The organism is Pseudoalteromonas sp. SG43-1 (assembly GCF_014164415.1).
Taxonomy (GTDB): domain Bacteria; phylum Pseudomonadota; class Gammaproteobacteria; order Enterobacterales; family Alteromonadaceae; genus Pseudoalteromonas; species Pseudoalteromonas distincta.
Map to the genome: position 1 here is coordinate 51,457 of NZ_JACJFD010000002.1, position 24,339 is coordinate 75,795.

Below are 24,339 nucleotides of genomic sequence, written 5' to 3' on the forward strand. Positions count from 1 at the left end.
TAAAATGAAATATAAATTACTCGCTGCCAGTATTTTAGCGACATTAAGCACTTCAGCAACAAGTGCGACGTACCAGTTAAGTGAATTAGGGACTCTTGAAGACGCTAAATATTCTTATGTAACAGATGTAAGCGAAAGCGGGCATATTATTGGTTTCGCAAATGGTTTATACAATTTACCTATTGATACAAGCTATATAGATTTTACTGAAAACCTTATTGAAAATAGCTATGACAATACAGAGGCAGCATTTGAATTAAGTGATAAAGAGATTACCTTCACACTTGATGACATTGAAAATAATGATGCGGTACTTACTAATGCTGATGCACACACTTTCATGGTTAGTTTTTTATCTTCAATTTCTACAAATTTTGAATATCAAAAATTAAGCTCATTAGTAGGCATAAAATATAATGATACACAAATAACTGAGCAACCATTATTTGATATTGCATCTGTTGATTATGACGGACTAACACGTTCAACTACTAACCTTTTTAATGCTGTAACTGAAGATGGTGTTACAGTCGGTTGGGGAAGCGCTCCATACGATAAAGTATCTTTTACACCTGATGGTGAAGATGATGCAGAAACATGGTTTACTCATGAATTTATAGAGCGTGGGATTGTAATAAGCGCTGATGGCAGTGTAAGTGTTGAGTTAGAGCCTGAGTTTAATGAATACGGTGGTACAAGTCGTGCCAACGATATTATTAAAACTAACAGTGGTTATACCGTTGTAGGTAACATGTCTACAAGCATTCCAGATGACAGACAAGATAATATTGATGATAACTGTGATAATGAAGACGAACCTACGTCAGTATGTATCAACTTGTTAAATACAAATATTACACGAGGCTTATTTAATAAGCGCGCTGTTAAATGGGAACTTGATGAATCACTTAATATCACGTCTGTTGAAGAGCTTGGTATGGCACTGACACCTGACGAAGGTGAAGCGGAAGATGATGCATTTACAAGTACTGCTTTAGCAGTGAACAACAACGGGACAATTGTAGGATCATCGAATACACGTTATTACAAAAATGACGATACAATTCTTACAATGCCAGTTTATTTTAAAGACGGTGCGGTTGTTGATTTTATTAATCAAGAAGATGACTGGCAGTCTGGTAAATCAATTGCTATTAATGATAACGATGTAATTACAGGTTATGCAACTAAGCGTATTGAAGGCACTCTTCGTAATAAATTCTTTTACCATGATATAGCAACGGGTAGTACGGTTTTCCCTACTGATTACTTTTCAAGCTCAAGTTCTTACGGTAACGATATAAACAACCAAGGTTATATTGTAGGTGAAGGGGAAGTGGGTGTTTCCGATAGCTCGCGACTCAAAGAGGCCTTTATTTACAAAATTGGTGAAGACAAAATCACTAATCTAAACGATTTACTGCCTTGTTATGACACCGACGGTGAAACTGATTACGCTTATACTATGGTTGAAGCGACTGCTATCAACGAAAATAATGAAATATTTGGTACTGCGACTAAAACAGTTGAAAAGCTAGATTCATTAGGCGGTGTAGTAACTGATATTAATGGTGAAATTGAATATGAGAGTATTGCAATAGCAGTTAAACTAACGCCAATTGCAAATGGTGAAGTAGAAAGCTGTGCTCCAGTAGAAGCTGAAGTTTATGAGCGTAACTCTGCTAGCTTCCCTTGGTATACATTATTGTTATTACCACTGGTTGGCTTAAGGCGTGTATTTCGCTTTTAAAGTTTATTGATTATAAAAAAACCAACTTGATAAAGTTGGTTTTTTTTCGTCTATAATATTTTATTAGATTAGAATTGCAGCGATTATTTAGCTTTAACGCCACTAATTATTTCGTGATAACCATGCTTTTTTCACAGAGCGGCGCCAAATTATATCGATACCAAAGTATCCTATAATCGATGCAATAGAAGCACATACTAATGAACCTAATAAAAATGCAGGACCAATTGTTTCTATACTTTCTAAAAACCAAGACCAACTTGCTTCAAATACAAAGTGTTGTTCTGGCTGATTAAGTATTAACGTACCCACTAAGTATGACCCATAAAAGATAGGTGGCATGGTTAATGGATTCGTAAGCCATACTAAAGCAACTGATATGGGTAAATTAACCCTAAATAATATAGCACCTGCTGCGGCTAAAACCATTTGAAAAGGAACAGGGATGAAAGCAAAAAATAACCCGACCGCGAAGGCCCCTCGAGCTGAACGTCTATTTAAATGCCAAAGATTTGCGTCTTGCAAAAGTCGTCCAAATATTTTTAGTGATTTATGATGTCTAATTTTATTTGGATCAGGTAAAAATCTTTGGATCGTTTTTTTAGCCATTTAAAGCAACCATTTACATCAGTGTGGATAAGTCTTGGGTTTGTAATTGGCTGTGTAGCAACCGTGTTTTATTATCAAACTCTCGAATTTACAGTCTTCACAATTTTCATTGTAATAGTGAGCGCTTATTTTAAGCCGTTTTTAAACGTATTGTTAGGCTTTATTTGTGCAATTTGCTTTGTTGGTATGCATTTTTACCTTTTTTATAGTTTTGAAATACCAAAACCGAACGAAAAGTATGCACTTGATTCTACATTAGTTGTTGAAGAGATTATTTCTGATAAAAAACCTCAGTATATCAAAGCCAAAATAGTGGCATTAGATGGGAGTAGCTTTTCGAATTTTAGAGCACCCAAAGCAATGCTCAGTGTTAATTCTGCACAGCCTTTTACAGTCGGGGATGAATTCTCTGCATTAATCCATTTAAAATATTTTCGCAGTAATAAAAATTTTAATGTGTTTGATACTGAACGTTATGCATTTATAAATAGAATATTATTTAAAGGCAAAGTTCTCAATAAAGAGCTTAATATAATACACAGCGATAAACAAAGCATCGTACTAGATTATCAAAACTTCATTAAAAATACCTATACAAATACAAGATTGCAGTGGCTCTATTATGCATTACTCAGTGGTGATAAATCGTTAATGAGCTATACAGATAAACAATTAATGCAATCACTTGGGTTAAGTCATTTACTGGCTATATCGGGTTTACATATTGGTTTGATTTTTAGCTTTGGTTATTTATTCATTCGATTTATCTGTACGAAAATAAACTTTTCAATTGGTCAATCATTTAACCTTACACTTTACTACAGTTCGTTCGGTTTTATAGCTGCATTAGTTTACGTATATTTAAGTGACTTTTTAGTATCAGCAACGCGAGCACTAATTATGCTGGGTTGTTATTTGTTACTTTATTTTCTTGCTAAGCAGCCGCTGCGATGGCGGAGTATTTTATTTGCCTTGGTAATAGTGCTTGCTGTTAACCCATTTAATTTACTTAATCCAGGTCTGTATTTTTCATTTTTAGCGGTCGCTATAATTTTTACTGTTATTAATAAATTACCAATATTAAATACACGAATCAAAAACAAAATTATTGCGTTATTTGTTATTCAAGTAGCATTGTTTATAGGTTTATTACCACTTTCACTTTATTTTTTTAATGGCGTAAGTATTGCGGGCCTAGTCATTAACTTAATTGCGATACCGTTTCTTTCCATCATTATTTTGCCATTTTTGATTGTTTTTACATTACTGAGTACTTTTTTAGATATAGGTAATTTAATACATTTGTTTGATACAGGGTTATATGCGTTATTTAAATTACTTTATGAAATACCCGAGTCGTTAAGATGGCTGACAACAGGAAGAATCGAGTTAATATTCGTCATTTTTACCTATATTACTATGTTGATGATTTACTTCCTCCCCTATAAATTGTTCTCTTTCATTCCTTTAACAGTACTTTTATTGAATAATCTTCTAAAAGAAAAGCCTAACTGGCAACTTCATGTGTTTGATGTTGGGCATGGTCTCATGGCATTAATTGAAAAAGATAACCAAGTGCTTATCTATGATTTTGGTCCAAGTTATTTTAATCGTTTTAGCCGTACGCGAAGTATTTTATTGCCTTATATAAAAGCAAATAATTTCACAGTAAAAACAGCGATTCTAAGTCATGAAGACAGCGATCACGCTGGAGGAATACAGCATTTTATTGAAGCTGGATTTGGGGAAACATTAAAGCAATTTCATCCTGAAAATACACTTAATGTGTGTGAAGTCCAAAGTGTTGATTTTGTCGGTTTAAGAGTAGAAAGCTTTAGCACTATAGGGTATGGAAATGAAAACGACGATTCATGCGTTGTTAGAGTATCGAGTAATACTTATAGTGTGTTATTTACAGGTGATATATCAAAATCCCGTGAAGCCTCATTATTAGCTAATAATACATCGTTGAAAAGTACAGTCATGTTAAGCCCGCATCATGGCAGTGATACATCCTCAAGTGTTAATTTTATTAGTTATGTTGGCCCTAAAGTTGTGATTCATTCAAGTGCTTATAAAGGACAGTGGGAATTTCCCAAGCCCGTTGTTGTCGAGCGTTACAAAGCAATAAGCGCCGAGCAATTTACAACAGGCGTTGAAGGACAAATTAGTATTAAATTCTACTCAAACAATTTGGTCATAGAAACAGCAAGAGGGCAGGAAAGTTATTGGTTTATCAAAGATTGACGTTTAGTTTTATCTCATCGAAGGATACAATACAGGGAGTTACTGTATTTAGAGAGTGTTATGGATCAAAGTACTGCACAAATTTATAAACGTCTTGTCTCGTATGTTGGCGCATACAAAAGCGTCGCTTTTATCGCAATTGTTGGGATGATAGGCTATTCAGCAATGGATGCTTTATTCATTCAATTAATGAAGCCGTTTATTGATCAAGGTTTAAACCAGCGAAATACAGAAGTTTTAAAGTACGCTCCTTTTGTAGTTATCGCGTTAGTACTGGGGCGTGGTGTTTTTAACTTTATGTCTTCGTACTGTTTAAGTTATGTGGGCTCTCAAGTTGTACGCTCTTTACGCCAAGAGTTATTTGAGCACATATTGCATTTACCCGTTTCTTTTCATGACAAAAACTCTACAGGCGATTTAATTTCAAAAATCACTTTTGATACAGAGCAAGTTCAACAAGCAATTACTAAAGCGTTACTTATTGTTGTACGTGAAGGGGCCTTTGTTGTCTTTTTACTTGGTGTAATGTTTTATACCAGTTGGAAGCTCTCACTTATATTTTTAGTCATCATCCCTCTCGTTGCCATTATTGTAGCGGTTGTATCGAAACGTTTTCGCCATATTTCTAAAAGTATTCAATCAGCTATGGGGCAGGTTACACGTAGCTCTGAACAAATGCTTAGCGGACATAAAGTTATTCATGGATTTGGCGGACAAGACCAAGAAATAAACCATTTCTCAAAGATTAATAATCATAATCGCCAGCAGCGCATTAAAATGGATGCGACAAAAGCTTTAAGTGTATCAATTATTCAAATACTAGCTGCCAGTGCCATGGCTGTTATTTTATGGGCTGTATCTCTTCCATCAATGATTGATACGATTACCTCAGGTGACTTCATGGCATTGATTGCCTCAATGATGATGCTATTGCGACCGCTAAAACAACTCGCCAATGTTAATAGCGATATGCAGCGTGGTATCTCTGCAGCTCAAAGTATATTTTTAGTGTTAGATGAAGAAATGGAAAAAGATACTGGCACCGTTTCAGTCGATAAAGTTAAAGGGGTAATTGAAGTTAAAAATGTAACCTTTAAGTACCCAACAAAAGATGAAGCCGTATTAAACGATTTGTCGCTAACGATTAAAGCGGGTGAAAGTATTGCCTTAGTTGGGCGCTCAGGCTCGGGTAAATCAACAATTTCTAATTTATTACCACGCTACTATGACTTAGAGTTACCGAGTGAAATATTACTTGATGGTATAGCCCTGCAGGATTATAAATTAACAGATTTGCGTCGCCAATTTGCTTTAGTGTCTCAGCAGGTCGTGTTATTTAACGATACGATTGCTAACAATATTTGTTATGGCATAAAGCATGATGTGTCTGAGGAAGAATTAGAGCAAGTTGCTAAACAAGCGCATGTTTGGGAGTTTGTTAAAGACCTGCCAGAGCAATTAAACACCATGGTAGGTGAAAATGGTGTAATGCTCTCCGGCGGTCAACGCCAGCGTATAGCGATAGCACGTGCAATATTAAAAGACGCACCTATTTTGATTTTAGACGAGGCTACATCAGCACTTGATACCGAATCTGAAAAGCTTATTCAGCAAGCATTAGAAACGCTAATGAAAGATAAAACCTCAATTGTTATTGCGCATCGCTTATCTACTATCGAAAACAGTGACCGAATTTATGTTATTGATAACGGTCGTGTGATAGAAAGTGGCGATCATAGTAGCTTATTAGCTAATGACGGTACTTATTCAGCACTTTGCAAAATGCAGTTTGGTGATCAGGCGTGAGCAAAATAGAGCAAAGCTGGTATAAACCATTTGGTCTAATTACTTTATTGTTATTACCATTAAGTGCTTTGTTTTGGGTTGTATCGTCATTTCGAAAACTCTTGTACAGCGCAAAAATACTTAAACCTTTTGAGTGCAAAACGCCTGTAATTGTAGTTGGCAATATAAGTGTTGGCGGTAATGGTAAAACGCCTTTTGTTTTGTGGCTGTATGGTCATTTAACACAGCAAGGTTTATCAGTGGGAATTATTAGTAGAGGATATGGTGGGCAATCAAAAAATTACCCGCTTTTAGTTACTGAGCTTGTAGATGCTCAGCAGGCTGGAGATGAGCCCGTACTTTTATACCATCGTTTAAAGTGCCCAATAGCGGTTGGGCCTAATAGACAACACAATATCGATTTATTAGAAAATAATTATACACTCGACGTTATTATTTCTGATGATGGAATGCAGCATTATAAAATGCCTCGTAGCATTGAGTGTTGTATTGTTGATAGTGAGCGTCGTTTTGGTAATGGCTTTGTTATGCCAGCAGGGCCACTTCGTGAAACAACTAAACGTTTGCAAAGTGTCGATATAGTAATTGAAAATGGTGGTGAGGCTAATAATAGCTACACATTACAAGTAAGTAATCTTCGCTTGGTTAATTCAAGCGATTATGCAAAAAGTAACGTAAGTGAAGCACATGCAATAAGTGCAATTGGGAACCCTAAACGGTTTGAAAACTCATTAGAAGCACAAGATATTACGTTATTATCGACTCATCATTTTAGAGATCATTATGCTTATACAGTAGATGATTTTGCCCAATTTGGTGATGATTGCATTATAATGACCGAAAAAGATGCCGTTAAATGTAAGTCCTTTGCAAAGCCTAATTGGTATTATTTACCAGTAGATGCACAACCTACCGATAGCGTAATAAACACATTAAATTCAATATTAAAAGAAAAAGGAATACTCAATGGCCTTTGATACAAAATTACTCGAGATAATTGCGTGCCCTGTTTGTAAGGGAAAATTACGCTTTGATAGAGAAAACAACGAACTAATTAGCACAGCAGCTAAGCTTGCTTATCCTGTTCAAGATGATATTCCAGTATTACTTGAAAATGAAGCACGTGAGTTATCTTTAGAAGAGGTTGAAAAGTGGAATTCGTAGTTGTAATTCCTGCTCGTTTTGCATCGACCCGACTACCAGGTAAACCGCTTGCTGATATTTGTGGCAAGCCAATGGTTCAACACGTTTACGAAAAAGCATGTTTATCAGGTGCTAGTAAAGTAGTTATAGCAACCGATCATCAAAAAGTATTTGATGCAGTAAGTATGTTTACTAATGATGTAGTAATGACGCGTGAAGATCACCAGTCGGGTACTGAACGATTAGCTGAAGTGGTTGATTTGCTTAAACTTGATAGCAATACAATTGTGGTTAATGTACAAGGCGATGAGCCATTACTTGCACCAGAAAACGTATCTCAAGTTGCTGCACTATTAAGTGATTCAACAGCACCAATGGCAACGTTAAGTGTTGCTATTGAAGAACGTGATGAAGTATTTAATCCTAATGCCGTTAAAGTGGTTAGCGATATAAATAAAAATGCCCTGTATTTCTCTCGTGCAAGTATACCGTTTGATAGAAATACGATGATGGGTGATAGCACTGCCCTTAATTTAGCCCCGTTTCAACGCCATGTAGGTATTTATGCGTACAGAGCGGGTTTTATTAAACAATACATAGAGCTGAGTGTATCACCACTAGAATTACTTGAATCACTTGAGCAGTTACGTGTTTTGTATCACGGTTATAAAATTAAAATAGAACAAGCTCAAATAGCCCCTCATGCAGGTGTAGATACGCCTGATGACTTAGCTAAAGTGATAGCGCATATTAAAAGTAAAAACGTGTGAGTGAGCAAGTAAGTAAGATATTAAAAGTTGTTTATACACATAACGACTTTTATATTTTAGAAAAGCCAGCGGGTCTTAATTTTCATTCTGAAGAGGGACCCGGCTTTGTTGTTTTAGCCGAACAACAATTATTGCAAAAGCTTTATGCCGTTCATCGTTTAGATAAAGTGACATCAGGGCTGATTATTTTAGCGCGAAACAAAGCCGCTGCAGCCGCCTTTACTGTTATGTTTACTGAGCATGTGATTAATAAATTTTATTTAGCGATTAGTGATGCTAAACCAAAAAAGAAGCAGGGGTGGATAAAAGGCGATATGGCTAAGTCTCGCCGTGGCTCGTTTAAGTTACTAACGAGTACACTTAACCCTGCAATTACCCGATTCTATTCTCTGAGTTATAAGCCAGGGTTTAGAGGGTATATTTTAAAACCTTACTCTGGCAAAACACATCAACTAAGAGTGGCACTAAAAAGTGTGGGCGCAGCTATTTTAGGCGATGCAATGTATTCAGGCACGCCTTCTAATCGTACCTATTTACATGCATATGCGTTAAGCTTTTTATGGCAAGGTGAACAAATACAGCTAACTTTATTACCCGATAGTGGTGATGAGTATTTGGCGTTAATTAAACATCAAGATTTTCAAGCATGGCAATCGCCATGGCAACTGGATTGGTAAATGAGCGAAAAAGTTACAGATATACGTTTTGGTGGTATTAAACGTTTATATGGTCATCAACAGTTTGATTGGCTTCAAGAAGCACATTTTTGTGTAGTAGGTATTGGTGGTGTAGGAAGCTGGACAGCAGAAGCACTTGCACGTACTGGTGTTGGTAAAATAACACTTATAGATTTGGATGATATTTGCGCGACTAACGTCAATAGACAAATTCACGCGTTAACGGGCACTATTGGTCAAGCTAAAGTCGATGCAATGAAAGCGCGCTGCGAGCTTATTAACCCAGAATGCCAAATTAGTGTAATAGATGACTTTATTACGCTTGATAATATTCAAGAGCATATTCAAGGTTTTGATTATGTAATTGATTGTATTGATGCAGTTAAAGAAAAAGCAGCATTAATTGCTCACTGTAAACGTAATAAACTACCTATAATTACAACTGGTGGTGCTGGCGGGCAAACAGATCCTAGCCAAATAACTTTTGGTGATGTAGCTAAAACTACGCAAGACCCATTACTTGCAAAGGTGCGCTATATTTTGCGCAAGCAATATAATTTTAGTAATAATCCTAAACGTAAGTTTAATATTGATTGTGTTTACTCAACAGAGCAATTGGTTTACCCAGGAAGCAATGGCAGCGTATGTCATGCTAAGCAAAGTGCTGATGGCACAATGAATATGGACTGTAATAATGGTTTTGGCTCTGTGACTATGATCACAGGAAGCTTTGGTTTTTTTGTTGCTGCAAAAGCGGTGCGTAAATATCTAGATAAAAAACAACGCTCACAAGCTTAGTTTTAGTTAACTAAGCTTGTGTTGTGCCATGGTTTGTATCTTATCAACCATGGCTTTAATACCATTACCACGTGATGCGCTTAAGTGGCTTATAAGGCCGAGCTTTTCAAATTCTTCATACGCATTTTTATTCACTACCTGTTCTGGTGTAAGCCCGTTGTAAAGCGCTAAAATAATGGCTAATAATCCTTTTACTATACGAGTATCAGAGTCACCTATTACAACAAGTGTATTTTCGGTTAAGTCAAATTCAACGAACATCCATACTTTGCTTTCACAGCCTGGTACAAGTGCATCATCAGTTTTCAAAACATCAGCTAAAGCCGGTAACGTTTTTCCTAAAAGCATTATCTCACGATATTTTTGCTGCCAAGCGGTCGCATTTTTTATAGATTCTGTGACTTTTTTAAACGTATTTGTCATGAGTTATCCTAATTAATTCTATTAAACTGGCGTTCAATCTAATAAAGCGATACATTTTTTAAGTGAATCAATGAATATATCTACATCTTTGTAGGTATTATAAAAAGAAAAACTCGCTCTTAACGTTCCATTAAGCCCTAAATGTGTCATTAATGGTTGCGTACAATGGTGTCCACTTCTGACTGCAACCCCATATCCGTCAAGTAAAGTTGCCAAATCATAAGGATGTTCATCTTTAAAATTAAAACAGAGTGTACCAATATTGTCAGATAGGTTGCTGAATATGGTAATGCCATCCACCTTTACCAATTTTTGTGCCGCGTAACTAAACAATTCTTGTTCATATTGCTGTATTTGCACGTGATCTAATTCATTTAAATAGTCTAATGCGGCACCAAAGCCTAAAACTCCAGAAATATTTGGTGTGCCAGTTTCAAATTTTGCAGGCGCAGGGCGATAAGTGCTATGAGTTAAGTAAACTTTATCGATCATTTCACCGCCGGATTGGTAAATATCTAGCGTATTTAGCTCTTCATATTGGCCATAAAGTACACCTAAGCCTGTTGGACCGAGCATTTTATGGCTTGAGCAAACATAAAAGTCACAGTTTAATTCACGTAAATCGGGTTTTAAATGCAGTGCACCTTGGGCTCCGTCCACTAAAACAAGCGAATTCACCTCTTTTGCAGCTACAATTAGTGGCTTTAAATCAGTGATATTACCCAGTGTGTTCGATGCTTGTGTAATAGCTAATAAGGCAGGTTTTGTTTCTTTTATAAATTCACAGCATTGTTGGGTGTTTAGCGTGCCATTATTATTTAGCGGCAGAGAGACTAATTTAGCTCCCGTCTGTTGGCTTACTAGTTGCCAAGGCACTATGTTTGCGTGATGCTCAAGCGGAGATATTATTATGGTATGACTTTCATCTAAACGCTTTTTTAAGCCGTTAGCGACCAAATTTATGGCTTCTGTAGCACCTTTAGTCCATACAATCTCTTTACTTAAGACATTAAAAAACCTTGCAGCTTTATCCCGGACTTGTTCATAAGAATAAGTGGCCTGTTCGCTAAGTGTATGGCGTCCACGGTGTACATTTGCATTTTGAGACGTATAAAACTCAGTAATTGTATCTATAACTGATTGAGGCTTTTGTGAGGTTGCTGCTGAGTCTAAATAAACAAGCGGGCAGCCGTTTATTGTTTGATTTAATGTCGGGAAGTCTTTTCTAATTTTATTTATATCAAACTTTAAAGTAGGCATAGCTCATCTACATAGTGTTTTTAAGGCAGGGATTGTAATCGGTTTATGATAATTCTCAAGTGCTGTTAATAAAAAAAGGCCGCAAAATGCGGCCTTTTAAACTAACCAGCGCTAATTAACGCTTGTCAGTTGATACGTAGTCACGTTGAGTGTAACCAGTATACATTTGGCGAGGACGGCTGATCTTATGACCAGGTTGAGATAGCATCTCATCCCAGTGAGTGATCCAACCAACAGTACGTGCCATTGCAAAAATTACAGTGAACATGCTTGTTGGAATACCAATCGCTTTTAAGATAATACCAGAGTAGAAATCTACGTTAGGGTATAGTTTCTTCTCTACAAAGTACGGGTCTTCAAGGGCAATTTGCTCAAGCTTCATAGCAATATCAAGAAGTGGATCTTGGATATTTAGCTCAGCTAAAACTTCATGACACGTTTGACGCATTACTGTAGCACGTGGGTCGAAGTTTTTGTAAACGCGGTGACCAAAGCCCATAAGGCGGAATGGGTCAGCTTTGTCTTTAGCTTTAGCAACGTATTCATCAATACGATCCACAGAGCCAATCTCTTCTAACATGTTTAAACATGCTTCGTTAGCGCCGCCGTGAGCAGGTCCCCATAAAGAAGCAATACCAGCTGCAATACATGCATACGGGTTAGCACCTGATGAACCAGCAAGACGAACTGTTGAAGTCGATGCATTTTGCTCATGATCTGCATGAAGCATAAAGATTTTATCCATAGCTTTAGCAGTTACAGGGTTAACTTTATATTCTTCAGCAGGCACAGAGAACATCATGTGTAAGAAGTTTTCTGCATAGCTTAAATCGTTACGTGGGTATACAAACGGTTGGCCGATGTTTGTTTTATAAGCCATTGCAGCAATAGTTGGTAACTTAGCAACTAGCTTAACTGCACTTGTTTTACGTTGTTCTGCATCAGTAATATCAAGGTCTTCATGATAAAAAGATGATAATGCACCCACTACGCCACAAAGCATTGCCATTGGGTGAGCGTCAAAGCGGAAACCTTGGAAAAAGTTAGCAATTTTCTCGTCAAGCATAGTGCTTGTAGTGATTTCATTCTTAAAAACTTCGTATTGTTCTTTAGAAGGTAACTCACCATTTAAAAGTAAGTAGCAAAGCTCAATATAGTTAGAATCTTCAGCTAATTGCTCAATTGGGTAACCACGGTGAAGTAGTACACCTTTACCACCATCAATATAGGTGATTGCAGATTCACAAGAACCAGTCGACATGAAACCTGGGTCATAAGTAAAGTGACCATGTGAACCTAACGTACGTACGTCGATTACATCTTGGCCAGCAGTGCCTTGATAAATTGGAAGTTCGATTGGATCTAGTCCATCAATATGGACTGTGGCTTTTTTATCTGCCATCGCTATGTATCTCCTATTAAGATATCTATTCTGATTTTTAGATTTTAAAGTTCTGAAATCTGTTTTAAGCACATCTTCGCATTTTAACGTGAAAGAGGGGGTTAAAGTCAATTTTTATAAACATTATGCATATATGTATAATAAATATTCGGTATTAATTAAATATAATACTATTGGCTAATTCGCAAACATCTCTAAATAAACAAGAATTGTAAAAAGTCCTGTGGGTATATATACTAACGGTGGTTTTAAACCGTATTGTATTTGGGTAAACATATTCTTAACAGCTTAAAATTTACTGTTTTGTGAACTTTAACTATTTTGATACGTTTATTCTGATAGTTCCATCAGTAATATTTGGTGGGTTTTTAGAAAAACAAGTAGATGAGCTCCACTGTGAGCAAAGATGGGCAAGTAACTGTGAAAAAGCAAAGACCTGTAAATCTAGATCTAACAACTATATCTATGCCGGCAACGGCTAAAGCTTCAATTTTTCACCGCGTCACCGGTGTTGCATTGTTTTTTGCTTTAACGTTTGTCATTTGGGCTTGGTCTGAGTCTCTCTCTTCAGCTGAAGGTTTTGAATTCGTCAAGGGTCTGTTTAACGGATTCATTGCCAAATTTATAGCTTGGGGCACTGTTTCTGTATTAGGTTATCACCTTATTGGTGGCATCCGTCATATGATTATGGATATGGGACATTGGGAAGAACTTGAATCAGGTAACCTCAGCGCTAAAGTATCAATGGCTCTTGGTGTTGTGTTTGCCGTATTGGCAGGGGTGTGGATATGGTTTTAAATCAAGCAACTCTAAAACGTGATGGTGTACAAGATTTCGTATCTTTACGTACCACGGCATTAATAATCAGCGCGTACGCGATTTTTATTATCGGCTATTTTTTAGCGACGCCAGAAGTCACTTTCGAAGCCTGGACAGGCCTCTTCTCTAACCTAGCAATGAAAGGGTTTACTTTAATTACCCTTATTTGCATTATGGTTCATACCCGCATTGGCCTTTGGCAAGTTCTTACAGACTATGTTAAGTGTTCGAAGTTGCGTGCTGTATTAGGTTTTGTTTTAAACCTAATGGCCGTTGCTTACGTAGCTATTGGTCTAATCGTATTATGGGGTGTTTAAGTGAAATATTCTGTTCGTGAATTTGACGCCGTAGTAATTGGTGCAGGTGGTGCTGGTATGCGCGCTGCTTTAGCAATTACAGAATCTGGCAAAACGTGTGCATTAATATCTAAAGTATTTCCAACGCGCTCACACACTGTATCTGCTCAAGGTGGTATTACAGTAGCGCTTGGTAATTCACACGAAGACAACTGGGAATGGCATATGTACGATACCGTTAAGGGTTCCGATTTTATCGGTGACCAAGACGCTATTGAATACATGTGTCAAACTGGCCCAGAAGCTATTACTGAATTAGAAAACATGGGACTACCATTTTCTCGTTTTGAAAATGGCCGTGTTTACCAACGTCCTTTCGGTGGTCAATCGAAAAACTTTGGTGGTGAACAAGCCGCACGTACTGCTGCTGCAGCTGACCGTACTGGTCATGCTTTACTTCATCTTCTATATCAACAAAACGTTAAAAACAAAACAAATGTATTCTCTGAGTGGTATGCACTTGACTTAGTTAAAAACGACAATGGCGATGTAGTAGGGTGTACAGCAATTGAGATTGAAACAGGTGAAATCACTTTCTTCAAATCTAAAGCAGTTGTATTAGCCACTGGTGGTGCAGGTCGTATATTCGCATCAACAACAAATGCTCACATTAACACCGGTGACGGTGTTGGTATGGCAACACGCGCTGGTATTTCTATGCAAGACATGGAAATGTGGCAGTTCCACCCAACGGGTATTGCAGGTGCTGGTACGCTAGTAACTGAAGGTTGTCGTGGTGAAGGCGGTTATCTTTTAAATAAAGATGGCGAGCGCTTCATGGAACGTTACGCACCAAATGCAAAAGACTTAGCGTCTCGTGATGTTGTTGCGCGTTCAATGATGACTGAAATCCGTGAAGGTCGTGGTTGTGATGGTCCTTGGGGTCCTCATATCAAGCTGAAACTTGACCATTTAGGTGAAGAAACGCTTAACCTACGTCTTCCTGGCGTATGTGACTTAGCTAAAACTTTCGCTCACGTTGATCCAGCTAAAGAGCCAATTCCAGTAATTCCTACTTGTCATTATATGATGGGTGGTGTTCCTACTAACGTAAATGGACAAGCACTACAAATCGATGCTCAAGGCAACGAAAAAGTAGTTGAAGGTTTATTTGCTGTTGGTGAGATTGCATGTGTATCTGTACACGGTGCAAACCGCCTAGGTGGTAACTCATTACTAGATTTAGTTGTATTTGGCCGTGCTGCTGGTAACTTCTTAGGTAAGTACCTTAAAGATGTTGAAGTATCAAAAGCGGCTTCAGAGTCAGATTTAGAAGCGTCTCTTGCACGTTACAACCGTTGGGAAAATTCAACGGCTGGCCAAGGTGAAGATCCAGTTCAAATCAAAAAAGACCTACAGCAATGTATGCAGCTTAACTTCTCGGTATTCCGTGAAGGCGATTCAATGGCTTCTGGTCTTCAAGAACTTAAAGAAATTCGTGAACGTCTGCAACATGCTCGTCTTGATGATAAATCATCAGACTTCAATACGCAGCGTATCGAATGTCTTGAACTAGATAACTTAATGGAAACAGCTTACTCAACTGCAGTAGCTGCAAACTTCCGTACAGAAAGCCGTGGTGCACATTCTCGCTTTGACTACCCAGATCGTGATGACGAAAACTGGTTATGTCACTCAGTATTCAATCCTGTAACGGATGAAATGAGTAAGCGTGATGTAAACTATGCGCCTAAAACGCGTGAAGCTTTCCCACCTAAAGCACGTGTTTACTAGGAGATAGACGATGGCACAAGTACAATTTTCAGTTTATCGTTATAATCCAGATGTTGACAACGCTCCTCGTATGCAAGAATACACCTTGCAAACAGAGGAAGGTCACGACATGATGGTGTTAGATGCACTTATTCTTTTAAAAGAACAAGATCCTACACTATCTTTTCGTCGTTCATGCCGTGAAGGTGTGTGTGGATCTGATGGTGTTAACATGAATGGTAAAAATGGTTTAGCATGTATTACTCCTTTATCTACGCTACAAAAAAATGGCAAAGGTAAAATTGTAGTACGTCCATTACCAGGCTTACCTGTGGTTCGTGACCTTGTTATTGACATGAGTCAGTTCTACACTCAGTACGAAAAAGTTAAACCTTATTTAATTAATGATCAGCCTGCAGCAGGCGAGCGTCTTCAATCTATTGAAGAACGTGATAAATTAGATGGGCTATATGAGTGTATTTTGTGTGCATGTTGTTCGACATCGTGTCCTTCGTTCTGGTGGAATCCAGACAAGTTCATTGGTCCAGCAGGCCTTCTTCACGCTTACCGTTTCTTAGCTGATAGCCGAGATACAGCAACTGAAGAACGTTTAGCGGATTTAGACGATGCGTTCAGTGTGTTCCGTTGCCACAGTATCATGAACTGTGTTAGCGTTTGTCCTAAGGGTCTTAACCCGACTAAAGCAATTGGGCAAATCAAATCTATGTTATTAAACCGAGCGGTTTGATTACTTAGTAAACGTAAGATGGCTAATACAGATTATTAGCCATCTTGTTATGATAACTATTAATTTCTGCGCTAAAGAAAAGGGCTTATAAATGCACGAAGGTGTGATGAAGGCATGGCTAGAATCTTCACATTTAAACGGCGGCAACGTTGCTTATGTAGAAGAGCTTTATGAAGCGTATTTAGACGATGCGACTTCTGTGCCAGATGAATGGCGAGAAGTGTTCGAACAATTACCTAAAGTTGATGGTGTGGATGTTGAAGTAAAACATTCAGAAGTTCGAACGCAGTTTGCACAGCTTGCAAAAAACAAGCATAGAGAAGTAGTGGTAGCAGAGGGTAGTGGCGGTGACCTTAAACAGGTTAAAGTTCTACAACTTATTAATGCTTTCCGTTTTCGTGGACACCAAAATGCAAACCTAGATCCATTAGGTATTTGGCAACGAGAGCGTGTACGAGATTTAGAGCTAGAGTACCACGACTTATCTTCAAGTGATTTTGACCGCGAGTTTAACGTAGGATCGTTTGCCGTAGGCCGCGATACTATGCCTTTAGGTGAACTATACCAAGCACTAAAAACTACATATTGTGGTTCAATTGGCGCTGAGTATATGCACATCACATCAACAGAGGAAAAGCGTTGGTTACAACAGCGTTTAGAATCTGTCCAGTCTAGGCCAAAATTCGAAAAAGACGAAAAGCTGCGTATCCTAAAAGGATTAACTGCTGCTGACGGACTTGAAAAATATTTAGGGGCTAAGTTCCCAGGTGCTAAGCGTTTCTCACTTGAAGGTGGCGATGCGCTAGTTCCAATGTTAAAAGAGCTTATTCACCGCGCAGGTGAAAGCGGCCAACAAGAAGCTGTTATTGGTATGGCTCACCGTGGTCGTTTAAATGTTCTTGTAAATGTACTTGGTAAAAATCCATCAGAATTATTTGATGAGTTTGCTGGTAAACATAAAGAAACATTAAGTTCTGGCGATGTTAAATACCACATGGGTTATTCATCTGACTTTGCTACTAAAGGTGGCAATGTTCATATGGCGCTTGCGTTTAACCCGTCTCATCTTGAAATTGTAAATCCAGTTGTTATGGGCTCAGTACGTGCTCGTCTTGATCGCTTAGGTGACAGTTCTGGTATTAAAGCTTTACCAATTACAATTCATGGTGATTCTGCGGTTACAGGCCAAGGTGTTGTACAAGAAACGTTTAACTTATCACAAACTAACGCGTTTAGTTGTGGTGGTAGTATTCGTATTGTTGTAAATAACCAAGTTGGTTTTACTACATCAAAACAAGACGATGTACGCTCTACAGATTACTGTACTGACATTGCTAAAATGGTTCAGTCACCTATCTTCCATGTTAACTCTGATGACCCTGAAGCAGTTGCATTTGTTACTCAAATTGCACTTGATTTCAGAAACCAGTTTAAACGTGACGTAGTAATCGATTTAGTATGTTACCGTCGCCATGGTCACAATGAAGCTGATGAGCCTAATGCAACTCAGCCTGTTATGTACCAAAAAATTAAAAAGCACCCAGTTCCACGTTTAATTTACGCAGATCAACTTATAGCTGAAGGCTCTTTTTCTGAACAAGAAATAAAAGCACTTGCTGATGAGTACCGTAATGCATTAGACGAAGGCAACTGTGTTGTTTCAGAAATACAACCAGAGACATCGCATTCTTCAGATTGGGCAAAGTATGTTGGCCATGAATGGAATGTTGATTACGATGCCAGCGTACCTGTTGAAGAGCTCAAAGCACTCGGTGAGAAAGTCGCTTCTTACCCAGAGCAATATAAAGCACAGTCACGCGTTAAAAAGATTTACGATGATCGTAAATTAATGGCTTCTGGTGAGAAACCTCTAGATTGGGGTATGGCAGAAACACTTGCTTATGCAACAATTGCAACTGAAGGCACTGACATTCGTTTAACTGGTCAGGATTCAGGGCGTGGTACATTCTTCCATCGTCATGCTGTTGTTCACAGTCAATCAGACGGCGCTACTTATACACCTCTACAGCACTTAAGCGAAGATCAAGGTACTTTTGAAGTATTTGACTCTGTTTTATCTGAAGAAGCTGTTGTTGCTTTTGAATACGGTTATGCAACTGCAGAGCCTACTTCATTAGTACTTTGGGAAGCACAGTTTGGTGATTTCGCCAACGGTGCACAAGTTGTATTTGACCAATTCCTAAGTTCTGGTGAGCAAAAATGGGGCCGTTTATGTGGTCTTACAATTTTGTTACCACATGGCTACGAAGGACAAGGTCCAGAACATAGTTCAGCTCGTTTAGAGCGTTTCCTACAACTATGTGCTGATCACAACATGCAAGTATGTGTTCCATCTACTCCTGCACAAGTTTACGCTATGCTTCGTCGTCAATCAGTTCGACCACTACGTCGTCCGTTGATTGTTATGACGCCTAAGTCGTTGCTTCGTCATCCTCTTGCAACTTCATCGCTTGAAGAGCTATCGCATGGTGTTTTCCATAATATGATCGACGAAGTTGATGATATTAACCCTGAGAAAGTTGAACGCGTTGTATTTTGTAGTGGTAAAGTTTATTACGAACTATTACAAGAGCGTCGTAAGCTAGAGCAAGATAATATTGCTATTGTTCGTGTTGAGCAGTTATATCCGTTCCCACATGACGAAATGCAAACAATTATGGAGCGTTACCAACACGTAACTGATTTTGTATGGTGTCAAGAAGAGCCACAAAACCAAGGTGCATGGTATTGTTCACAACATCACTTTATTGATGCAATCCCACAAGGTGCTAAATTAAAATATGCAGGACGTAAAGCGTCTGCATCACCAGCGTGTGGTTACATGTCAGTACATACTAAAGAACAACAAGCGCTCGTTGCCGACGCGCTTACTATAGAAAATAAAGGATAAGCAATGAGCACAGAAATTAAAGTTCCTGTTCTTCCTGAGTCGGTTGCAGATGCTACCGTTGCTACATGGCATGTAAGTGTTGGCGACAAAGTAACTCGCGATCAAAACTTAGTAGACATTGAAACAGATAAAGTGGTTTTAGAAGTTGTTGCACAGCATGACGGTGTAATTACAGAAATATCACAAGAAGAAGGTGCAACCGTACTTGGCGATCAAGTTATGGGTTTACTTGGTGATGCTGATGCAGCGCCAGCAAGTGAAGGTTCATCTAAAGAAGAATCAGCACCAGCTAAATCAGAAGACGCGCCAGCGGCGCAATCAGCACCAGCATCAGAAGGTAAAGAAGTGGACATTAAAGTACCTGTACTTCCAGAATCAGTTGCAGACGCAACAATTGCTACATGGCATGTACAACCAGGTGACGCAGTAACACGCGACCAAAACTTGGTAGATATTGAAACAGATAAAGTTGTTCTTGAAGTAGTAGCTCAAGAAGATGGCATCATGGGTGATATCATTCACAACGAAGGCGATACTGTACTAGGCGAGCAAGTAATTGGTTCGGTTAAAGCAGGCGGTGCACCAGCGGCTCCAGCTGCAAAAGCAGACGAAACGCCAGCAGCAGATTCTAGCGAAAGTTCAGATGTGTTAACACCATCAGTTCGTCGTTTAATTGCTGAGAAAGGCTTAGACGCTTCTAAAATTAACGGCACGGGTAAAAATGGCCGCGTAACTAAAGAAGACGTTGATACGTTCTTAAAAGCACCAGCGCCAGCGGCTAAAAAAGCAGAAGCTTCTGCTCCTGCAGCACCGATGGGCGATCGTACTCAAAAACGTGTTCCTATGACTCGCCTGCGTAAAACGATTGCTACACGTCTTCTTGAAGCTAAAAATTCAACTGCAATGTTAACAACATTCAACGAAGTGAACATGGAACCAATCATGAGCCTTCGTAAGCAGTACCAAGAAGTATTTGAAAAGCGTCATGGCATTCGTTTAGGTTTCATGTCTTTCTACGTGAAAGCGGTAACTGAAGCACTTAAACGCTTCCCAGATGTTAATGCATCAATTGATGGTGACGATATTGTTTACCATAACTATTTTGATATCAGCATTGCAGTATCTACTCCACGTGGTTTAGTTACTCCAGTACTTAAAGATTGTGACAAACTATCTGTTGCTGAAATCGAAAAGGGTATTCGCGAATTAGCACTTAAAGGTCGTGATGGTAAGCTAACGCTTGCAGATATGACCGGTGGTAATTTCACTATTACTAATGGCGGCGTATTTGGTTCATTACTATCTACACCTATCATTAACTTGCCACAGTCTTCAATTTTGGGTATGCATAAAATCCAAGACCGTCCGATGGCTGTAAATGGTAAAGTAGAAATACTTCCTATGATGTATTTAGCTCTTTCTTATGACCACCGTATCATTGATGGTAAAGAATCAGTTGGTTTCTTAGTGACTATTAAAGAGTTACTTGAAGATCCAACTCGCTTATTGCTAGATGTTTAATCTAGTTGTATGAAATGTAAGCTGTGAATGAACATTCACAGCTTTTTTTTTGCGCCTTTGGTCTTACTGGGGTTTTCATGTTAAGCCTTGGGATCTATACTAGGTGCGCAATTTGGGATAGTTGTTTATTTGAAAAAATATTCAGCTCTTTTAGTATAAAAAATTGGATAAAGCATCATGAATTTGCATGAGTATCAGGCAAAACAACTTTTTGCCGAATATGGTTTACCAGTTTCTCAGGGTTTCGCTTGCGATACACCTGAAGAAGCTGCAGCAGCTGCTGAAAAAATCGGCGGTGATATGTGGGTTGTTAAAACTCAGGTTCACGCAGGTGGACGTGGTAAAGCTGGCGGTGTAAAGCTAGTAAAAACTATCGACGAAGTAAAAGCGTTTGCAGCTAACTGGTTGGGTAAAAACCTAGTTACTTACCAAACAGACGAGAAAGGTCAGCCAGTAGCTAAAATTTTAGTTGAAAGCTGTACTGACATTGCTAACGAATTGTACCTAGGTGCAGTAGTTGACCGTGCATCTCGCAAAGTAGTTTTCATGGCGTCTACTGAAGGCGGCGTTGAAATTGAAACTGTTGCAGAAGAAACACCAGAGCTTATCCACAAAGCTGAAATTGATCCATTAGTGGGTCCTCAAGCTTACCAAGCACGTGAACTAGGCTTTAAATTGGGTCTGAACCCAGTACAAATGAAGCAGTTTGTTAAGATCTTTATGGGTCTTGGTAACATGTTTACTGATTTTGATTTCGCACTACTTGAGATCAACCCGTTAGTAATTACAGACGAAGGTAACCTTCACTGTCTTGACGGAAAAATCGGTATTGATGGTAATGCACTTTACCGTCAACCTAAAATCCGTGAGTTCCACGATCCATCTCAAGAAGATGCACGTGAAGCACACGCAGCAAGCTTCGAGCTTAACTACGTTGCTCTAGATGGCAATGTTGGTTGTATGGTTAACGGTGCAGGCCTAGCAATGGGTACTATGGACATCGTAAACCTACACGGCGGCAAACCGGCTAACTTCCTAGATGTTGGCGGCGGCGCGACTAAAGAACGTGTTTCTGAAGCATTCAAAATCATCCTTTCTGACGATAATGTTAAAGCTGTTTTAGTAAACATCTTTGGCGGTATCGTACGTTGTGACATGATTGCTGAAGGTATCATTGGCGCAGTTAAAGAAGTTGGCGTAAATGTACCTGTAGTTGTACGTTTAGAAGGTACTAATGCTGAATTAGGTCGTGAAGTTCTTAAGAACTCAGGTCTAGATATCATTGCTGCTGAATCACTAACAGACGCTGCTGAGAAAGTTGTTGCTGCTGCGGAGGGCAAATAATGTCTGTATTAATCAATAAAGATACAAAAGTTATCTGTCAAGGTTTCACTGGTGGCCAAGGTACTTTCCACTCAGAGCAAGCGCTTGAGTACGGTACACAAATGGTTGGTGGTGTAAGCCCAGGTAAAGGCGGTCAAACGCACCTTGGTCTTCCTGTATTCAACACAGTTCGTGATGCTGTTCAAGAAACTGGCGCAACTGCTTCAGTTATCTACGTACCAGCTCCTTTCTGTAAAGATGCAATCTTAGAAGCTATCGATGCTGGCATCGAGCTGATTGTTTGTATCACTGAAGGTATCCCTACGCTTGATATGGTTGACGTTAAAGTTAAACTAGATCAAACAGGTACTCGTATGATCGGTCCTAACTGTCCAGGTGTTATTACTCCTGGTGAGACTAAGATTGGTATCATGCCTGGTCACATCCACAAACCTGGTAAAGTAGGTATTGTTTCTCGCTCTGGTACTTTAACGTACGAAGCGGTTAAGCAAACTACTGATGCTGGTTTTGGTCAGTCTACGTGTGTTGGTATTGGTGGTGATCCAATCCCAGGTACTAACTTTATCGACGTTCTAGAAATGTTCGAAAAAGATCCACAAACTGAAGCAATCGTAATGATTGGTGAAATTGGTGGTACTGCAGAAGAAGAAGCTGCAGAGTACATCAAAGCTAACGTAACTAAACCTGTAGTATCTTACATTGCTGGTGTTACTGCACCAGAAGGTAAGCGTATGGGTCACGCTGGCGCAATCATCGCAGGCGGTAAAGGTACTGCTGATGAGAAATTTGCTGCATTAGAAGCTGCGGGCGTAAAAACTGTACGTTCACTTGCTGAAATCGGTAAAGCACTTAAAGAGAAAACAGGCTGGTAATTGCTTGTTTCCTCTGAAAAGGCCCGCTTATGCGGGCCTTTTTGTTATTGAGGTAAATTTAGAACGGATAACTAATATGCTGAAAAAAGCGTACAGACAAATCTTGTCGTTGCTTATTTATGGCCAGCTCGTTACATAATGCATGAATTGTTTTCTCTACTTGGTTCATAAAGCGGCCATAACCAATTTCATGTTTATCCTGCTGCGTTGCGACAATAACAAAATGTAGTGTTTCTACTAATTTTGTTGTTTCATAAAAATACTTAATTTGATTTTCATTTGATTCAACATCAAAACTCAACTTTTGTAACTCTGTATTACCTTCATTTTTATCTATTTTACTGTTTCGGACAATGGGTATTGCGCCATTAGCTACCATTGCACCGTGTGTTAGTTTGTTTTGTTCACATGCGCGTTTAAAACTATCTGCAAAGTAATCATAAAACTTTTCCACATCGTTATTGTTCACCATTGTTTGAAACTGTGTTTTGATGGCCCGAGAAAGCGCAATGGTAAATGTTGCGTAAGTCATTTCAGCATAGTCACTAGGAATATTACATTGCCTTGATTGATAACGAGGGTAGAGGCTTCTGAGTTTATATCCATAACTCTCTTTATTTCCCTTATCTTTAGCAAATAAATCGTAAGTTAGATGTTGGTGATCGCGAAGTTTAAATTGGGGCTGATTTATAAATAACTGTTCTTGGAGTAAGTTTAATACTTTTTGCACTCTATTGTGAAACAAAGCTGAGTTTGCACGTAAGTCTTCACCCGTGGCTAAAAACAAGAAACGTATTTTCTTACTTTTTATATCTGGTGAGTAATAAATTTTATGTGCCTCGTGATAACGAGGGTTATAAAAAAACAACATCTGCTTGTCGGTTTCTAGTTGATATGACTCATCATGAAAGCGTACAACCGGTAGTTTATCGTTTGCTAATAAATGTACATTATGCAGTTCATACTCATCACAACATGCAAATAATTGACGCGCAATACGCTCGTAGCAACAGTTTATAGTGCTAAAGCTATTATAAAATGCTTCATTAGGTATTATTTCAGCCAATAAATAGTGGTTAGCGCGTGCATTAGTTGGAATATATACACGGTGTTGATTAAGTGTCGCCATCTTAGAATCCTTATAAAGTAGGTTATTTAGCTACTATAATT

The 24,339-nt window shown here is 38.6% G+C and carries 21 protein-coding genes; 16 read left to right on the forward strand and 5 right to left on the reverse strand.

Going from position 1 to position 24,339, the window contains the following annotated elements; translation table 11 throughout:
• The first annotated feature begins 4 nt into the window (after nt 1-4).
• On the forward strand, nt 5-1,750 hold the full coding sequence (locus tag H5159_RS02345) for a DUF3466 family protein (RefSeq protein ID WP_182692356.1): 1,746 nt from the start codon (nt 5-7) through the stop codon (nt 1,748-1,750).
• Nucleotides 1,751-1,852: 102 nt separating this feature from the next.
• On the opposite strand, the gene H5159_RS02350 is transcribed toward H5159_RS02345, so the two are convergent.
• Nucleotides 1,853-2,359, reverse strand: a complete 507-nt coding sequence (locus H5159_RS02350; RefSeq protein ID WP_024595571.1) for a DUF2062 domain-containing protein — start codon at nt 2,357-2,359, stop codon at nt 1,853-1,855.
• Between H5159_RS02350 and H5159_RS02355 the strand changes: the two genes are divergently transcribed.
• Genes H5159_RS02355 through tcdA form a run of 7 tightly spaced genes read left to right on the forward strand, consistent with a single transcriptional unit; the run spans nt 2,339 to nt 9,800 of the window.
• On the forward strand, nt 2,339-4,606 hold the full coding sequence (locus H5159_RS02355; protein WP_182719817.1) for a DNA internalization-related competence protein ComEC/Rec2: 2,268 nt from the start codon (nt 2,339-2,341) through the stop codon (nt 4,604-4,606). The two genes, H5159_RS02350 and H5159_RS02355, sit on opposite strands and share 21 nt — an antisense overlap.
• Before the next feature lie 60 nt (nt 4,607-4,666).
• Entirely contained in the window at nt 4,667-6,412 is a 1,746-nt protein-coding gene (gene msbA / locus H5159_RS02360; protein WP_182719818.1) for a lipid A export permease/ATP-binding protein MsbA, read from the forward strand.
• Nucleotides 6,409-7,389, forward strand: a complete 981-nt coding sequence (lpxK, locus tag H5159_RS02365; RefSeq protein ID WP_182719819.1) for a tetraacyldisaccharide 4'-kinase — start codon at nt 6,409-6,411, stop codon at nt 7,387-7,389. Before msbA ends, lpxK begins: the two co-directional genes overlap by 4 nt.
• On the forward strand, nt 7,379-7,576 hold the full coding sequence (locus tag H5159_RS02370) for a Trm112 family protein (protein ID WP_002961789.1): 198 nt from the start codon (nt 7,379-7,381) through the stop codon (nt 7,574-7,576). Before lpxK ends, H5159_RS02370 begins: the two co-directional genes overlap by 11 nt.
• On the forward strand, nt 7,564-8,325 hold the full coding sequence (gene kdsB / locus H5159_RS02375) for a 3-deoxy-manno-octulosonate cytidylyltransferase (protein ID WP_002961791.1): 762 nt from the start codon (nt 7,564-7,566) through the stop codon (nt 8,323-8,325). The genes H5159_RS02370 and kdsB overlap by 13 nt, the downstream gene beginning before the upstream one ends.
• Nucleotides 8,322-9,002, forward strand: coding sequence for a TIGR01621 family pseudouridine synthase (locus H5159_RS02380; protein WP_182719820.1), 681 nt, complete (start codon nt 8,322-8,324; stop codon nt 9,000-9,002). Before kdsB ends, H5159_RS02380 begins: the two co-directional genes overlap by 4 nt.
• Nucleotides 9,003-9,800: a tRNA cyclic N6-threonylcarbamoyladenosine(37) synthase TcdA gene (gene tcdA / locus H5159_RS02385; RefSeq protein ID WP_182779643.1), complete on the forward strand. Its 798-nt coding sequence runs from the start codon at nt 9,003-9,005 to the stop codon at nt 9,798-9,800.
• Nucleotides 9,801-9,806: 6 nt separating this feature from the next.
• On the opposite strand, the gene H5159_RS02390 is transcribed toward tcdA, so the two are convergent.
• The 3 genes from H5159_RS02390 to H5159_RS02400 all read right to left on the reverse strand — a co-directional run bounded on the left by H5159_RS02390 (nt 9,807) and on the right by H5159_RS02400 (nt 12,885).
• Nucleotides 9,807-10,223: a SufE family protein gene (locus tag H5159_RS02390; protein ID WP_165723481.1), complete on the reverse strand. Its 417-nt coding sequence runs from the start codon at nt 10,221-10,223 to the stop codon at nt 9,807-9,809.
• A gap of 33 nt (nt 10,224-10,256) precedes the next feature.
• Nucleotides 10,257-11,483, reverse strand: coding sequence for a SufS family cysteine desulfurase (locus H5159_RS02395; protein WP_182693765.1), 1,227 nt, complete (start codon nt 11,481-11,483; stop codon nt 10,257-10,259).
• Between the two features lie 115 nt (nt 11,484-11,598).
• Nucleotides 11,599-12,885, reverse strand: a complete 1,287-nt coding sequence (locus tag H5159_RS02400) for a citrate synthase (protein WP_002961796.1) — start codon at nt 12,883-12,885, stop codon at nt 11,599-11,601.
• A 420-nt stretch (nt 12,886-13,305) separates the two neighbouring features.
• Here H5159_RS02400 and sdhC point away from each other — a divergent pair, with 420 nt between their 5' ends.
• From sdhC to sucD, 8 genes are all read left to right on the forward strand, one after another.
• Complete coding sequence (gene sdhC, locus H5159_RS02405) at nt 13,306-13,683, forward strand: succinate dehydrogenase, cytochrome b556 subunit (RefSeq protein ID WP_122975019.1); 378 nt, start codon at nt 13,306-13,308, stop codon at nt 13,681-13,683.
• On the forward strand, nt 13,674-14,021 hold the full coding sequence (sdhD, locus tag H5159_RS02410) for a succinate dehydrogenase, hydrophobic membrane anchor protein (RefSeq protein WP_002961798.1): 348 nt from the start codon (nt 13,674-13,676) through the stop codon (nt 14,019-14,021). The genes sdhC and sdhD overlap by 10 nt, the downstream gene beginning before the upstream one ends.
• Nucleotides 14,022-15,794 carry a succinate dehydrogenase flavoprotein subunit gene (sdhA, locus tag H5159_RS02415; protein WP_002961801.1) on the forward strand — a complete coding sequence of 591 codons (1,773 nt, stop codon included), beginning with the start codon at nt 14,022-14,024 and terminating at the stop codon, nt 15,792-15,794.
• 10 nt (nt 15,795-15,804) lie between these two features.
• On the forward strand, nt 15,805-16,521 hold the full coding sequence (locus tag H5159_RS02420) for a succinate dehydrogenase iron-sulfur subunit (RefSeq protein ID WP_002961804.1): 717 nt from the start codon (nt 15,805-15,807) through the stop codon (nt 16,519-16,521).
• A gap of 91 nt (nt 16,522-16,612) precedes the next feature.
• On the forward strand, nt 16,613-19,432 hold the full coding sequence (sucA, locus tag H5159_RS02425; RefSeq protein ID WP_182719821.1) for a 2-oxoglutarate dehydrogenase E1 component: 2,820 nt from the start codon (nt 16,613-16,615) through the stop codon (nt 19,430-19,432).
• A gap of 3 nt (nt 19,433-19,435) precedes the next feature.
• Nucleotides 19,436-20,953 carry a 2-oxoglutarate dehydrogenase complex dihydrolipoyllysine-residue succinyltransferase gene (gene odhB, locus H5159_RS02430; protein ID WP_039487977.1) on the forward strand — a complete coding sequence of 506 codons (1,518 nt, stop codon included), beginning with the start codon at nt 19,436-19,438 and terminating at the stop codon, nt 20,951-20,953.
• Between the two features lie 177 nt (nt 20,954-21,130).
• Nucleotides 21,131-22,297: an ADP-forming succinate--CoA ligase subunit beta gene (gene sucC, locus H5159_RS02435; protein WP_002961809.1), complete on the forward strand. Its 1,167-nt coding sequence runs from the start codon at nt 21,131-21,133 to the stop codon at nt 22,295-22,297.
• The gene (sucD, locus tag H5159_RS02440; RefSeq protein WP_002961811.1) at nt 22,297-23,169 is read left to right on the forward strand and encodes a succinate--CoA ligase subunit alpha; all 873 of its coding nucleotides are present in this window, start codon (nt 22,297-22,299) and stop codon (nt 23,167-23,169) included. The genes sucC and sucD overlap by 1 nt, the downstream gene beginning before the upstream one ends.
• A gap of 58 nt (nt 23,170-23,227) precedes the next feature.
• Here sucD and H5159_RS02445 read toward each other — a convergent pair whose 3' ends face one another.
• A complete protein-coding gene (locus tag H5159_RS02445; protein ID WP_182719822.1) occupies nt 23,228-24,298 on the reverse strand; it encodes a DUF3083 family protein in 1,071 nt (356 codons plus the stop codon).
• Between the last annotated feature and the right edge of the window lie 41 nt (nt 24,299-24,339).

What these genes read in the sequence shown, in the direction of transcription:
- H5159_RS02345 (WP_182692356.1), top strand. Translation starts at nt 5, where the DNA reads ATGAAATATAAATTACTCGCTGCCAGTATTTTAGCGACATTAAGCACT.
- H5159_RS02350 (WP_024595571.1), bottom strand. Translation starts at nt 2,359, where the DNA reads ATGGCTAAAAAAACGATCCAAAGATTTTTACCTGATCCAAATAAAATT.
- msbA (WP_182719818.1), top strand. Translation starts at nt 4,667, where the DNA reads ATGGATCAAAGTACTGCACAAATTTATAAACGTCTTGTCTCGTATGTT.
- H5159_RS02370 (WP_002961789.1), top strand. Translation starts at nt 7,379, where the DNA reads ATGGCCTTTGATACAAAATTACTCGAGATAATTGCGTGCCCTGTTTGT.
- tcdA (WP_182779643.1), top strand. Translation starts at nt 9,003, where the DNA reads ATGAGCGAAAAAGTTACAGATATACGTTTTGGTGGTATTAAACGTTTA.
- H5159_RS02390 (WP_165723481.1), bottom strand. Translation starts at nt 10,223, where the DNA reads ATGACAAATACGTTTAAAAAAGTCACAGAATCTATAAAAAATGCGACC.
- H5159_RS02395 (WP_182693765.1), bottom strand. Translation starts at nt 11,483, where the DNA reads ATGCCTACTTTAAAGTTTGATATAAATAAAATTAGAAAAGACTTCCCG.
- H5159_RS02400 (WP_002961796.1), bottom strand. Translation starts at nt 12,885, where the DNA reads ATGGCAGATAAAAAAGCCACAGTCCATATTGATGGACTAGATCCAATC.
- sdhD (WP_002961798.1), top strand. Translation starts at nt 13,674, where the DNA reads ATGGTTTTAAATCAAGCAACTCTAAAACGTGATGGTGTACAAGATTTC.
- H5159_RS02420 (WP_002961804.1), top strand. Translation starts at nt 15,805, where the DNA reads ATGGCACAAGTACAATTTTCAGTTTATCGTTATAATCCAGATGTTGAC.
- sucA (WP_182719821.1), top strand. Translation starts at nt 16,613, where the DNA reads ATGCACGAAGGTGTGATGAAGGCATGGCTAGAATCTTCACATTTAAAC.
- odhB (WP_039487977.1), top strand. Translation starts at nt 19,436, where the DNA reads ATGAGCACAGAAATTAAAGTTCCTGTTCTTCCTGAGTCGGTTGCAGAT.
- sucC (WP_002961809.1), top strand. Translation starts at nt 21,131, where the DNA reads ATGAATTTGCATGAGTATCAGGCAAAACAACTTTTTGCCGAATATGGT.
- sucD (WP_002961811.1), top strand. Translation starts at nt 22,297, where the DNA reads ATGTCTGTATTAATCAATAAAGATACAAAAGTTATCTGTCAAGGTTTC.
- H5159_RS02445 (WP_182719822.1), bottom strand. Translation starts at nt 24,298, where the DNA reads ATGGCGACACTTAATCAACACCGTGTATATATTCCAACTAATGCACGC.